The sequence below is a fragment of the Echinicola vietnamensis DSM 17526 genome (genome assembly GCF_000325705.1).
GTDB lineage: Bacteria > Bacteroidota > Bacteroidia > Cytophagales > Cyclobacteriaceae > Echinicola > Echinicola vietnamensis.
In genome coordinates this window covers 1,708,706-1,722,121 of the sequence record NC_019904.1, presented here as the reverse complement: position 1 = coordinate 1,722,121, position 13,416 = coordinate 1,708,706, and the positions used below count along the sequence as shown (strand labels likewise).

Sequence of the window (13,416 nt, the reverse complement as noted above, 5' to 3'; positions counted from 1 at the left end):
ACTTAAAACCATCTTGGGTTATGTACTCTAACATCTCTAGGAATAATATAATACCCCACCGAAATTTCATGGGAATTGTTCCTTAAGTTACTCAAAATATTTACATTATGATCATAGGAATAGCCTATTCTAAGCTGTTTAGTTGCAAAGATTTCTACAATTGCCGCTATTGAATTACGATTATTGAGGTTTTCTTGCAAAGATTCACTTCCATTGCCCAAATTGGACCGGTAAGACGCCCCAAGCCACAAGCGCTCCATCAACAGTAACATCCCGTTGATATCATAATTTGTTGGGCTTCCTTTTGCCTCCTTGATAAGCACCGATGGTTTGAACTGCACATCATCCGAAATAAAAATCATTGCGCCCGCCGTGAAGTAATAGTGCATATCATGGTAGGCCAGTGAAATGGACTCCTTTTCGAGGGCTTTTTTACCAATCAAGTTAAACATGCTAAGCCCTGCATAGAACCTTGAGGTGTGAAAAAACACCCCCGTGTTCAAGTTTGGGGTAAAGGTATTTACCTTCCCTTCTGGAATATCAGGATCATTATACTCATCGGGACTGAACATCGTCCCATCAATGGCGTATTCGGACACTCCTCCACTTACCCCAACACTCAAAAACGAATCGTATCCCATCTGCAACCGGTAGGCATACGTGAGCAATGCAGAAAAGGTAGAGGCAGGCCCCAGCTTGTCGGACAGCAAGGACGCACCAAAACCCATCGTCCCCTCATTGGCACTCAAGTCGGCAGATAGGGAAAAGGTCTTGGGAGCGCCCGGAAAGCCCGACCATTGGCTCCGGTAGGACGATTGGAGGTAGGGGGCGCCTTTGTAGCCGGCATAGGCAGGGTTGATATTCAAGCCATTGAAAATGTACTGGCTAAACTGCGGAAGCTGCTGGGCATGCCCCTCACTTCCCGAAAAGAATATCCCGGCAAATATGCAGAAACAACTTAGTATAAAAATCTTCTTCATGATGGATTTCGTTTTATCGTTCTGTTTGGTTGGAAGTTGTGCCTTTAATCACCTGAACCCAGCCCTTAAATACATGATGAGCCCCCTGAGTGTCGGTCACGGACAAGACATAAAAATAAGCTCCGCCATTTAGCCCTTTGGCGTCCCAATCATTTTGATAGTTTTCCTTTTCAAAAACATGATCGCCCAAACGGTTCATGATCACGATATTGTTTTGGCGAAACTGCTGCAATCCCCTGATCACAAAGGAATCGTTGATATTGTCCTTGGTGCCTGGCGTAAATACATTGGGGATAAAAAATTCGACAATGGTGTTCCAATCTTTATCGGCATTGTCATCTGGGTTTTCCTCTTCATGGGGACTCTCCACCAGCGCCTCGTTCAGCAATTCCCCCAATCCATTTGCCTTAACGGTAAGGGCAATTTCTACACTTTCCCCCGGGGGAAAGTGAGCAATTTCCCATCGCAATGTACTACCCTCTTGCTGGAGCTGAGGCACGATATCCTCTGACGAGGGCACATACGCACTGCTAACGTAGCTAACCAAATCAGGTAGGACATCCGTGATCACCACATCAGTGGCAGTATCTTCACCGTTATTTTGGACGGTAAGGGTGTAGGAGAATTCATCCCCTTGGTAGATCTTTGCGCCATGTGAGGTTTTGCTGATGGCCAAGTCCACGTTGCACTCCCTGATCACCACCGCCTCAGCTTCCGCCTGGGTCTGGTAATCATCCGCGGTAAGCTCCACGATATTGACCACTTCGCCCACTTGGGTCGCCATCACTGACAATTCCACAACCAACTGCTCACCGGGAGCCATGGCCGCAATCTCCCAGCCACCATCTGCCCCTCGCGGCAACGTGGACGATACATACGTCAACTCTTCTGGCAACGGATCCAAAAGTCGGATATCCTTCACCTCCACCGGACTGGTATTGGTAAGAGAAATGGTGTAAGTCAACTGCTGGCCTAACACCGCCCGGGTGATGTCCACCTCTTTGGTCAAATCAAACCCAATGGGCTGGCCAAGACCTTGAAGGATGACCGTGTGGGTGTCACAGTCGGTAATGGGTTCTCCTTTAGGATTTTCCCCTACTGCCGTGGCTTTGTTGGTTACTTTCCCTTGATCAATATCCGCTTGGGTAAGGGTATAGGTGGCTTTAAATGTAGTTTTATCCTTTTGGCCGGGAGCCAAGGTGATGGGGCCTCCGGTAACCTCCACCAGCGTATCCAAAATATGGACATTTCTCAGCGTTACATGACAACTGTTTTTGACCTCGAAGGTATAGCGAATTTCGTCCCCCGGACTGGCAAATCCATCGCCATTGGTATCGTGATATTCTCCGGTCTTCTTTAGCTTGATCGCTCCACTGACCTCAAAAACCTGTTTGTCATCATCTTTATCGACAATAGCTTCTCCGTGCGGATTAATCCCTTTGGCCACCGCTTCATTTATAAGCATTCCCGCATCGATATCCCCTTGCGTCAAGGCATAAACTGCCGAAAAGGTCGTCTTGTCTTTTTCGCCTGGTACCAAGGTAATCGGCCCACCTGTCACCTCCACCAGTGGATCCGTCACGACAACATCGGTCAGGGTCACGTGACAGCTGTTCTTTACGACAAAGGTATACCGGACATGGTCGCCGACATTGGGCAAACCATCTTCATTGGTGTCCACGTAAGTGCCTGTTTTTTCCAGTTTGATGGAGCCCTTTACATAAATGTCCTGAACATCCTCATCTGAATCTTTGACGGACTCCCCATGCGCGTTCCTGCCAATGGCCGTGGCCGTATTCACCAAGGTCCCCGCATCGATATCCGCTTGGGTAAGGGCATAACTCCCCGAAAAGGTAGTTTTGTCTTTTTCACCAGGCGCTAACGTAATGGGGCCTCCACTGATCTCCACCAACGCATCCAGCACCACCACTTCATAAAGGGTGGCATGGCAACTGTTTTTGACTGTAAAATGATAATGGACATGATCGCCTACACTGGGTTGTCCATCACCATTCGTATCTTCATAAGTGCCTGTTTTTTCCAGTTTGATGGAGCCCTTTACGTAAATGTCCTGAATATCCTCATCCTCGGCCGATACCACCTCCCCAGAAGGCAGCTGACCGGAAACGGTGGCCGTGTTTTTAAACACTCCAGCATCTACATCTTGCTGCGTAAGTACATAAAAAGCTGAAAAGGTGGAATGGTCTTCTTCTCCAGGAGCCAATGTAATGGGAGTTCCTTGAAGGGTCGCTGCCGGATCTTTCACCATAATATCCGATATCGTACCCGAACATACATTTTTGACCACAAAGGAATAAAAAACCGTATCTCCGGCACTAAATTCCCCATCTTCGTTGCTGTCCATATACTGTCCTGTCTTTTCCAACAGCAGGTGAACATCATCTACAGTGGGCTTTCCGGATAATGCATTAAATTCATGGTCAAATCCATGGGCAGCATGGACAAAACAACATGCAGCCCAAAACAAAAAGCTGTATAAAAGTGCTTTCATAGTAAGTAGAGTTTAGCGTAGTTCTTTTAATTGTCAGGTTCAAAAATGTAGTAAAAGAGGACCCTCCAATCATACATGCTTCAAAACACACGTAAGCAAATTATTGCGTTTCAAATACATATATTTAATGTAAATATGCACTTTATTGTATCTTTCACCAAAACAAACTGCGTTTATTTTTAATTGAATTACATTTTTGTATACACAAAAATCGTTTAATAATATTTTAAAATGTTACTAAAAAATCAAATAGTTGCACTATTCAATAATGATCCTTGAGGATATTATCTGTTTAGACTTTATTTTATATCTTGTATTGAAGTGCTTATAGTTCTGATATTCAACCCATAAATTCACCCCATGATTCAAGAGACCGTTCAAGCCCAAAAGCAAAAGGCACTAAAAAACCAACAGTCAACACTGTCCAGTAGGATCAAAAAACTGGAGCAGTTAAAAGAGTGGATCAAATCCAATCAAAAGGAAATCGAAAAAGCGCTTTACGCAGACCTTCGTAAACCGGCTGCCGAAGTAGCGGTCACGGAGACCAGCTTTGTAGTGATGGAAATCAATGCAGCCTTGAAGCAATTGCCCAAATGGACCGCCCCCACCAAGGTAGGCCAACCCATTCATATGCTGGGCACCCAGGCATATCTTCAAGCAGAACCCAAAGGGGCCGTATTGATCATTTCTCCATGGAATTATCCATTCAACCTTTCAGTAGCCCCCTTGGTATCCGCTATTGCCGCAGGGTGTAGCGCATGCTTAAAGCCCTCCGAGCACAGCCCACACACTTCAGCATTGCTCAGGAGGATGGTCACTGAATTGTTTGCTGTGGAAGATGTAACCATTTTTGAAGGAGGAGTACCAGTTACCAGCGAACTCCTCGAGCAGCCATTTGACCATATCTTCTTTACAGGAAGTACTGAGGTGGGGAAAATCGTCATGAAAGCTGCCGCTAAAAATCTTACCAGTGTCACCTTGGAGCTAGGCGGAAAGTCTCCAGCCATCATTGACCAGGGCTTTGACCTGGAAGATGCCGCTAAAAAAATCGCCATTGGCAAATTCATCAATAGTGGACAGACCTGTATCGCCCCAGACTACCTTTTCGTCCATGAATCCCAAAAGCAAGACTTTATTGAAACTTTAAAAGCCCAGGTAAACCGGATGTACAATGCCAATGGCAAAGGCTTTGACCGTAATCCCGATTACGGAAGAATCATCCATGCACCACACATCGTACGCCTTCAAAACATGCTCAAAGACGCCCAAACCAAAGGGGCGCATGTGGAGTTTGGCGGTAAAAACTCCCTGGATCAGCAGTTCATGGAGCCTACCGTGGTCAGTAACGTCTCGGAAGCCATGGATCTAATGAAGGAAGAAATTTTTGGCCCCATTCTTCCGATCATCACGTACCATCAACTTGACGATGTCATTCAGCTAATTCAGCTGAAGCCCAAACCACTTGCCGTTTATGCCTTCACCACTGATGACCGGATCATCGAGCAGCTCAGCAAAAACACCAGCAGTGGAGCGCTCGTGATCAATGACTGTGCGATCCAGTTTCTCCATTCCGAGTTGCCTTTTGGCGGCATTGGCGCCAGCGGCATGGGCCGATCACATGGCCACGCTGGGTTTTTGGCGTTCAGCAATGAAAAGGCCATCCTAAAGCAGCGTACGGGAAAGACCTTGCCAAAATTGCTTTATCCACCCTATGGACTGAAGACCTCTGGAATCATCAAGGCCTTTATGAAATGGGTAATGAAGGGATAAGGACACGCTAAAATTTAAGCTGCCCTTTTTCGTGATCCTTGTATAGAATCAACGTTTTTGGCTCATCATCCACATAAAAGTTCACCATATTGCGCTGATCAGGGAAATCACTGACCAATATTTTATTGGATACCTCAACCTTCCCGGGCTTGCTGACTCCTTTGGCTTCCATGTAAAACCAAGCGGCATCTTCCTCCACTTCGAATCCCAGGTATTCCAATGCGGTATTCTTGCCATTAACGACAAGCGCATTATGCTTGAGCAAATAGGATTTGATCATGGAAGACAATTCCTCCGGGTCTTCGGGATGCATAAAGTCCACTGAGGCACCCGCCTCTTTCCCCAAGGCTACCTCCAGGTCATCCCAAAAAATCTTTTGGGCGATTTCCAGGCTTTTGGCCTCTTCATTATAGTTGATGTCCGTGACACTGATATAAAAGGGATGGAAATTTGCCATCCATCCTATCATTATTAAGCATATATAATTATAAAACATTTACCCTTTGATTGTTATTTTTTATGCGAATTTAACATTAATATTACAACCAGTTTTTCCAAACCCAAATTAAATATTAAGCCCAAGCCCTTCTTGCAGACCCTACACGGCTTCCCAGCAGTATGGAAAAGTCGTTTAGCGATTAAATTTTCGACATGCAAAAGGACAAATAAAGTATTACATGAGTCAGTTTCGAGCGTATTTCAATCTTGGTTTAGAACACATCCTTGACCTTAATGGTTTTGATCACATCTTATTCGTCATCGCATTATGTGCCATTTATCTTTTGCGTGATTGGAAAAAAATACTTGTTCTGGTCACCGCATTTACCATTGGCCATTCCATCACCTTGGCCTTGGCGACCCTGAAAATCTTCAGTGTCAATGCCAATTTGATTGAATTTCTGATTCCGGTGACCATTGCCGTTACGGCTTTCTTCAACATTCTGAAGCCTCGCCCATCCAGCGGAAGTGGCATTCAGGCAAATTATGCCTTTGCGCTTTTCTTTGGGCTTATCCATGGACTAGGCTTCTCCAATTACCTACGGTCATTATTGGGCCGTGAAAGCTCTATCTGGGAGCCGTTATTGGCTTTCAACCTCGGCCTAGAGGCGGGGCAACTTATCATTGTAGGTATTTTCATCGTGATTTCTTCGATTACGATCGGTATATTTGGTACAAATAGGAAAGAATGGGCATTAGTCATCAGCGCCATTGTGCTGGGCATGTCCATCATGATGATTTTGGACAAAGTATATTGGTAAAATCAATATCTAAATAATCGATCAACCCAAATAGTCTATACAGACCAGTTTTCTAACTTTAAACAAGAGATATGAAAAGATTTATTCACATCCTTGCTGCTATCCTGACCGTCTCCTCCCAGGCAGTGGCACAGCACAGTGAGCAAAACCACGCCGAACGTTTTGAGCAGTTGGGCAATATGCTCCGCTCTCCCAATGTCTATAGGACAGCCTCTGGAGCTCCAGGCCATCTGTACTGGCAGCAGCAAGCAAACTACGACATCAACGTAACGCTGGATGACGAGAACCAGACCATCAAAGGTACAGAAACGGTCACTTATATTAACAACTCTCCGGATGCCCTCAGCTACCTATGGATACAGCTGGACCAAAACCAACGGGCAAAAGATGCAGACAGCCACAAAGCATCTACCAGCAAAATATATGATAAAATGTCCATGCGTCAATTGGAATCCATCCTTTGGCACGACTTGGACTTAGGCTATAAGATTCACAGTGTAAAAGACGCCCAGGGCAATGACATCCCCGTGGCCATCAATAAAACCATGATGCGGGTGGACCTGCCCGAGCCCCTTACTGCCGGAGAGCAAGTAGAATTTACGGTGGAATGGAGCTTTAACATTCATGACCGGACCAGCTTCATCGGCGGCAGGCCAGGATATGAGTATTTTGAAGAAGACGGCAATTACCTGTACACCATGGCTGAGTGGTTTCCTCGAATGGCCGTGTATTCTGACTTTCAGGGATGGCAAAACAAGCAATTTTATGGCAGCGGTGAATTTGCCCTTACTTTTGGAAACTACAAGGTAAGCATCACGGCACCGGCTGACCACATGGTAGGCGCTACTGGCGTGCTCCAAAATCCGGAAGAAGTGTTGAGCGACAAAGAGCTGGACCGGTGGAACCAAGCAAAGGAGACCTTTGACGACCCTGTCATCATCCGTACACAAGATGAAGCAGAAAAGCTGGAAAAGGGAAAAGCCTCAGGAACGAAAACATGGGTATTTGAAGCAGAAAATGTCAGAGACTTCGCTTGGACGTCTTCTCGTAAGTTTATCTGGGACGCCATGGCCGTGGACGTAGGCAATAAAAACGTAATGGCCATGTCTTACTACGCCAAAGAAGCTAATCCCCTTTACGAACAATATTCTACAAGGGTGGTCGCCCACACCTTGAAATCCTATTCGGCCAGAACATTCGATTACCCTTACCCTACGGCCATTTCCGTAGAGGCATCGAACGGCATGGAATACCCAATGATCTGCTTTAACTACGGTCGTCCTGACAAAGACGGCACCTATTCGGAGGCCATCAAAAATGGAATGATCTCTGTCATCATCCACGAAGTGGGACACAACTTCTTCCCGATGATCGTTAATTCCGACGAGCGCCAGTGGACCTGGATGGACGAGGGCTTGAACACCTTCATGCAGTTCCTTGCGGAGCAGGAATGGGACAGAGACTACCCTTCCAGAAGAGGTCCCGCACACAAGATCGTCGATTATATGAAGGGTGAAAAGCAATACTTGGAGCCCATTATGACCAATTCTGAAAACATCATTCAGTTTGGTGCAAACGCCTACGCCAAACCTGCCACCGCGCTCAATATCCTAAGAGAAACGGTCATGGGGCGTGAATTATTTGATTTTGCCTTCAAGCAATATGCACAGCGATGGAAATTTAAGCACCCGACTCCTGCCGACTTCTTCCGCACCATGGAAGATGCCTCTGCCGTGGACTTGGACTGGTTCTGGAGAGGTTGGTTCTTTGGCACTGAGCCCGTGGACATTTCCCTTGCCGATGTAAAATGGTACAAACTGGACAACAGGACGCCTGCCGAAAAGAAAAAAGCGGAAGCGGAGGAATATGAGAAATATGAAAGCTACCTGACCAAGACCAGAAACGAAGAGGACATTCCTGAAACAGTACTGGAAAAAGATCCTGCCACAAGAGACTTCTACAGCACCTATGACAGGTTTGCGGTCACGCCTAGTGATGAAGAAGCTTACAATCAATTTGTATCAAGTCTTACGGACAAAGAAAAAGAGCTCTTTAACAGTGGCCTGAACTACTATGAACTGACGTTCAAAAACATTGGCGGTTTGGTCATGCCATTGATCATCCAGTTTAACTATACTGATGGTTCTTCCGAAGTACAGCGCATACCAGCCTACATTTGGAGAAAGAATGAGTCGGAAGTGACCAAGGTATTCCCCACCAAAAAAGAGGTTGAAAGCATCGTATTGGATCCGTATAGAGAAACGGCCGATATCGATGAAGAAAATAACTATTTCCCAAGAAGAGACATCCCTTCTCGTTTCGAGCTCTTCAAGCGTGAGAACGGGCCTCGTGGCGCCGCTAGTGGCACCAACCCTATGAAAGAAGCGAAAAAGAAAAAATAATAACAGCAGGAATTTTTCCGTAAATTGAAAAGGCCACAGCACCCCAACATTTTAACGGGTTGCTGTGGCTTTTTTTGTCATTAGATGGATCAGAGGCTTAAACTCGATCAAGCGAAAAAGTTGGGGGCCAGCCTATTTTGATGACTAACCATATTCCATTTGGCCACAGATGAATACTGACAAACACAGGTTGGATGCATAAGCTATGGCATCTGTGTTCACGCTTTTTATCCATGGCTTAAAATGACGTTAAATAAAAAGGGCACAATTTCGGATTAAACCATATTTCTGAGGAGATACATGCTTACATGTTCTTATAATAGAAAATTCTACACCGTTAAAACAATGGTTTTCCTCCATCCGCTCGAATGGGTTTTAGCGGAAAGTTGTGGGGAATAGGGAGGGAAATGCGGCTAAAACTGAAAACGTTGGTTGGGCTAATTTACCATGGGCTTCCCCCATGGCTATGGATGTATCGCCCCTCCGGGGCTAGGCAAATAGCAATTATACAGGATCAAGCAATATTTATGGGGGACAAATTTTGACATGGTCTTATAAAAGAAAAATTCATACCGTTAAAACGATGGACTTCTGTCACAGGGCAAACACCTTTAAAAAAATGTTCCTATTTGCATTTATATCTGCCGTTCCTACGGAACTTAACCTTTTGTGTGTAATCATTTTTGGTGCAGGTTGTCACCTGCACCTTCTATATGACCCTCCGCCAAGGGCGGATTAGGTAGGATGCTCAGTTGCTAGCGCATATTCAGCGTTTAACCTCTACCAAGCCAACCGTTATGCATGAGCAGATAGCTGCGACGGCTTGTACGATCCAAATCAACAAATCATTCTTTCAGCCTATCCCTCCATTCGGCACCACAGGCTACTGCTGCGGTTTCCCATGTACAAATCGGACCAAAGTGCCTGCGGCACGATAAATTTTGTAACCTGCGGATTCATCCGCAGGAACTTAAGCGCTCCTCAACCTCCCGAAGGAGTGCCAGCCGCACGGATGATAGCTCCTCTACACGAAATTAGTACTAAATGTTGTAAAATGCCCCTAACTATTCTGCTTGATCCATCATTTTACGATAAATATAGAAGCTTGCGCCCCAAGAATAATGCTATACCCCTATAAAAAAAGTAAGGAGGCCAAATAAAGCCTCCTCACCTTGGGTTATTGTTAATTGTAAAATGGGTACATTTTTTTAATCTTCTTTGAAACGATCCACGATGTACAGAAAAAGATTGAATGACAAAGTGGACATTTCTTCTTTCTTGGTCTCCTGCTCCCCGCCAGACTTGTAGATTGGATTTTCTTTCCGCTCTTTTACGGAAGATTTGGCGGGTTTAGAGGAGGTGACTTTTTCAGGTTTATACTCTTCAAAAGGAACTTCTGCATACTCATGTTCCTGTGATCTGGCCTCTTCCTCATAGTGTCGGTCACGATCACAGTCCCTTACTTCCTGTGCGCTAACCTCTGCGGAATAAAACACCACAAAACCGATTCCCAAGAGGAAAATCTTGCCGTAATTAGACAGAATTTGGTTAGCTTTGAACATCGTAAAATATAATTTTAACAATAATAAATTATTCTTAGATAATTCGAGGTTTCCAAATATACAAATTATTGAATAATATGCAAACAATTCAGTTCTCTGATTTTCAAAAGGTTGATATCCGTATTGGAACCATCCTTCATGCTGAAATTTTTGAGGAAGCACAAAAACCAGCTTATAAGCTACAAGTAGATTTGGGTGAAATGGGGATAAAAAAATCTTCAGCGCAAATAACAAAGTATTATGAACCGAGTGATTTGCGCGGAAAACGGGTGATTTGTATTTGCAACTTTCCCCCCAAACAAATCGCCAACATGATGTCAGAGGTATTGGTAACGGGCTTTCATGACGAAAGCGGACATGTGGTGCTCGCCACGGTCGACATGCCCGTCCCGAATGGAGCAAAACTGTCCTAATCCGAAACTTGATTCTCGTGGCCTTCACGTTTTTTGAACAATGGTAAATGCGCTAACCCTTCAAGAACTCCTTCTCATCACCAATGGACAGCTCCTTCATCAGGGGCATCATCCTTCGGTAACCGCTATCAGTACCGATTCCAGAAAAATATACCATGGGAAGCAAACCCTTTTTGTTGCTTTAAAAGGCTTTAAAGTAAACGGGCACGATTACCTCATGGATGCCTTTTCCAAAGGAGTAAGAACCTTCATTGTAGAAAATGACAAGCACATTTCTCCATTAACAGACTGCACGATCATTGTGGTCAAAAGTGCATTGGAAGCGTTACAAGCATTGGCCAAGTGGAACAGAAACCAATTTTCAGGCGTCGTCATTGGCATTACGGGCAGCAACGGCAAAACCATCATTAAGGAGTGGCTGGGGCAAATCTTGGCTAGCCGTTTCGACATCGCCAAAAGCCCCAAAAGCTACAACAGCCAAACAGGCGTGCCCCTTTCCATTTTCGGGATCGAAAACCACCACAAAGCGGCCATCATAGAGGCTGGCATATCCTTGCCGGGCGAAATGGCCAAACTCCAGACCATCATCCAACCGAATATCGGCATCATGACCAACATCGGCACGGCACATGCCGAGGGCTTTTCCAGTCAAGCAGAAAAACTCCACGAAAAGCTGCTGCTTTTTAAGGACGCCCAACTGATTGTCTACCGAAAAGACCATGCTGCCATTCACCGGGCCTTGACCGATCAATTCCCTTCCGATCGGCTCGTCTCCTGGTCCGACCAACCGGGAGGAGACTATACCTTATCAACGAAAAAGGAAAAAGAGGGCAGTAAGCTTACGCTGATCAAACCAGACCTGGGATTGTTCACTTTCCATAGCCACTTTACGGATGAAGCCTCCCTGGAAAACCTCCGTCATACCATTGTGGCCGCCTTGGTACTGGGACTGTCGGAAACCCAGATCCAACAATCCATCCCGGTGCTGGACACGGTGGAGATGCGATTGACCTTAAAAGCAGGCATCCACCAGTGCTTGCTCATTGACGACACGTACAACAACGATTTGGCAGGTTTGGACATTGCATTGGAATTTTTGAACAGCCAGCGTCCCAAAAAGCGCAAAATCCTCATCCTTTCGGACTTGCTCCAAGCTGGGGACAAGTCTTCCGTTTATGACAGCGTCAGTAACTTGATTAGCCATTACCAACTGGACATGGTATTTGCGGTGGGATCCGATATTGGTCAGCTGAAAGCTCCCCCTTCATGCACCGTAAATTTCTTTCGAGACACCGCTCATTTACTGGAAAAACTACCAACATATGCCCTTCAAGATGATCTAATCCTCATCAAGGGCGCTCGCATTTTTCAGTTTGAACGCGTGGTAGACGCCCTTCAAGAACGCATTCACGGCACCGTTCTGGAAATCAACCTCAATGCTTTGAGGAAGAATTTCACCTTTTACAAAAGCCTTCTTAAGCCTTCCACCAAGACCATGATAATGGTAAAAGCCTTTGCTTATGGGGGAGGGGCCACTGAAATAGCACATCACCTGGAACAGCTCAAGGCCGACTATCTGGCGGTAGCCTATACAGATGAAGGGGTAAGCTTACGGCAAGAAAAAATCAAACTCCCCATCATGGTGCTCAATCCGGTACAGGAATCATTCGGCAATTTAATTAAGTACGACCTTGAACCGGTGGTCTATAGCCTGTCCTTTTTCCGCCAACTCGGCGAATACTGCCAGTCAAATGCCACCACCATTAAGGTACATCTGGACCTTGACACGGGGATGCACCGGTTGGGATTTGGGGAAGAAGACCTGGAAGCACTCGGCACCTTGTTGCATCAGTTTCCAGCGCTACAAATAGCCAGTTTATACACCCACTTGGCAGGAGCGGATGAAGCCCTGCACGAGGGTTACTCCAAGCGTCAATTGGCCCAGTTCCAATCAATGTGCTCCACCATAAAAGGATTTCTGGGATACGCTCCCCTAATGCATGCCCTAAACTCCGCCGGAATCGTCCGATATCCTGCACATCAACTGGACATGGTTCGACTGGGAATTGGCCTCTATGGAATCGAGGTAAACGGCCTTCACGAAAATGCGCTTCAGCCCGTCAGTGTCCTTAAAACAACCATTTCCCAAATCAAACACCTTAAAAAAGGAGATACAGTCGGCTATAGCCGAAAAGGAACCATGGACCACGACGGCAAAATCGCCACCATCGCCATCGGCTATGCGGATGGCTACGACAGAAGGTTCAGCAATGGCACTGGCCAAGTGCTTATAAATGGCCAAAAAGCTCCTGTAATCGGCAACATTTGTATGGACATGACCATGATTGATGTCACGGGAATGAATGTGCACGAAGGTGATGAGGTCATCATTTATGGTCATGGGCTGTCCCTAAAGGAACAAGCCAAGGCCATTGGGACGATTCCTTACGAACTCCTGACCAATATCAGCAGCCGTGTAAAACGGGTTTATTACCTGGATTAAGAATGCTTTCAGGAG

Annotated in this window: 9 protein-coding genes; 5 read left to right on the top strand and 4 right to left on the bottom strand. The window is 45.8% G+C overall.

Annotated elements, in window-relative coordinates; all coding sequences use genetic code 11:
- Positions 1–2: 2 nt before the first annotated feature.
- Together ECHVI_RS07340 and ECHVI_RS22925 are read right to left on the bottom strand one after the other, a co-directional pair.
- Positions 3–980, bottom strand: a complete 978-nt coding sequence (locus tag ECHVI_RS07340) for a PorP/SprF family type IX secretion system membrane protein (RefSeq protein ID WP_015265328.1) — start codon at positions 978–980, stop codon at positions 3–5.
- 13 nt (positions 981–993) lie between these two features.
- Positions 994–3,492 (bottom strand): DUF7507 domain-containing protein, encoded by a 2,499-nt coding sequence (locus tag ECHVI_RS22925; RefSeq protein WP_015265327.1) that lies wholly within the window; start codon positions 3,490–3,492, stop codon positions 994–996.
- 360 nt (positions 3,493–3,852) lie between these two features.
- Here ECHVI_RS22925 and ECHVI_RS07330 point away from each other — a divergent pair, with 360 nt between their 5' ends.
- On the top strand, positions 3,853–5,262 hold the full coding sequence (locus tag ECHVI_RS07330; protein ID WP_015265326.1) for an aldehyde dehydrogenase family protein: 1,410 nt from the start codon (positions 3,853–3,855) through the stop codon (positions 5,260–5,262).
- A gap of 7 nt (positions 5,263–5,269) precedes the next feature.
- On the opposite strand, the gene ECHVI_RS07325 is transcribed toward ECHVI_RS07330, so the two are convergent.
- Entirely contained in the window at positions 5,270–5,758 is a 489-nt protein-coding gene (locus ECHVI_RS07325; RefSeq protein WP_015265325.1) for a DUF6702 family protein, read from the bottom strand.
- 181 nt (positions 5,759–5,939) lie between these two features.
- Between ECHVI_RS07325 and ECHVI_RS07320 the strand changes: the two genes are divergently transcribed.
- Positions 5,940–6,521 (top strand): HupE/UreJ family protein, encoded by a 582-nt coding sequence (locus ECHVI_RS07320; RefSeq protein WP_015265324.1) that lies wholly within the window; start codon positions 5,940–5,942, stop codon positions 6,519–6,521.
- Positions 6,522–6,592: 71 nt separating this feature from the next.
- Positions 6,593–8,923: a M1 family metallopeptidase gene (locus ECHVI_RS07315; RefSeq protein WP_015265323.1), complete on the top strand. Its 2,331-nt coding sequence runs from the start codon at positions 6,593–6,595 to the stop codon at positions 8,921–8,923.
- Between the two features lie 1,208 nt (positions 8,924–10,131).
- Here ECHVI_RS07315 and ECHVI_RS07310 read toward each other — a convergent pair.
- A complete protein-coding gene (locus ECHVI_RS07310) occupies positions 10,132–10,485 on the bottom strand; it encodes a hypothetical protein (RefSeq protein WP_015265321.1) in 354 nt (117 codons plus the stop codon).
- Between the two features lie 77 nt (positions 10,486–10,562).
- Between ECHVI_RS07310 and ECHVI_RS07305 the strand changes: the two genes are divergently transcribed.
- Positions 10,563–10,898, top strand: a complete 336-nt coding sequence (locus tag ECHVI_RS07305; RefSeq protein ID WP_015265320.1) for a tRNA-binding protein — start codon at positions 10,563–10,565, stop codon at positions 10,896–10,898.
- Positions 10,899–10,938: 40 nt separating this feature from the next.
- Positions 10,939–13,401, top strand: a complete 2,463-nt coding sequence (locus ECHVI_RS07300; protein WP_015265319.1) for a bifunctional UDP-N-acetylmuramoyl-tripeptide:D-alanyl-D-alanine ligase/alanine racemase — start codon at positions 10,939–10,941, stop codon at positions 13,399–13,401.
- Positions 13,402–13,416: the final 15 nt, after the last annotated feature.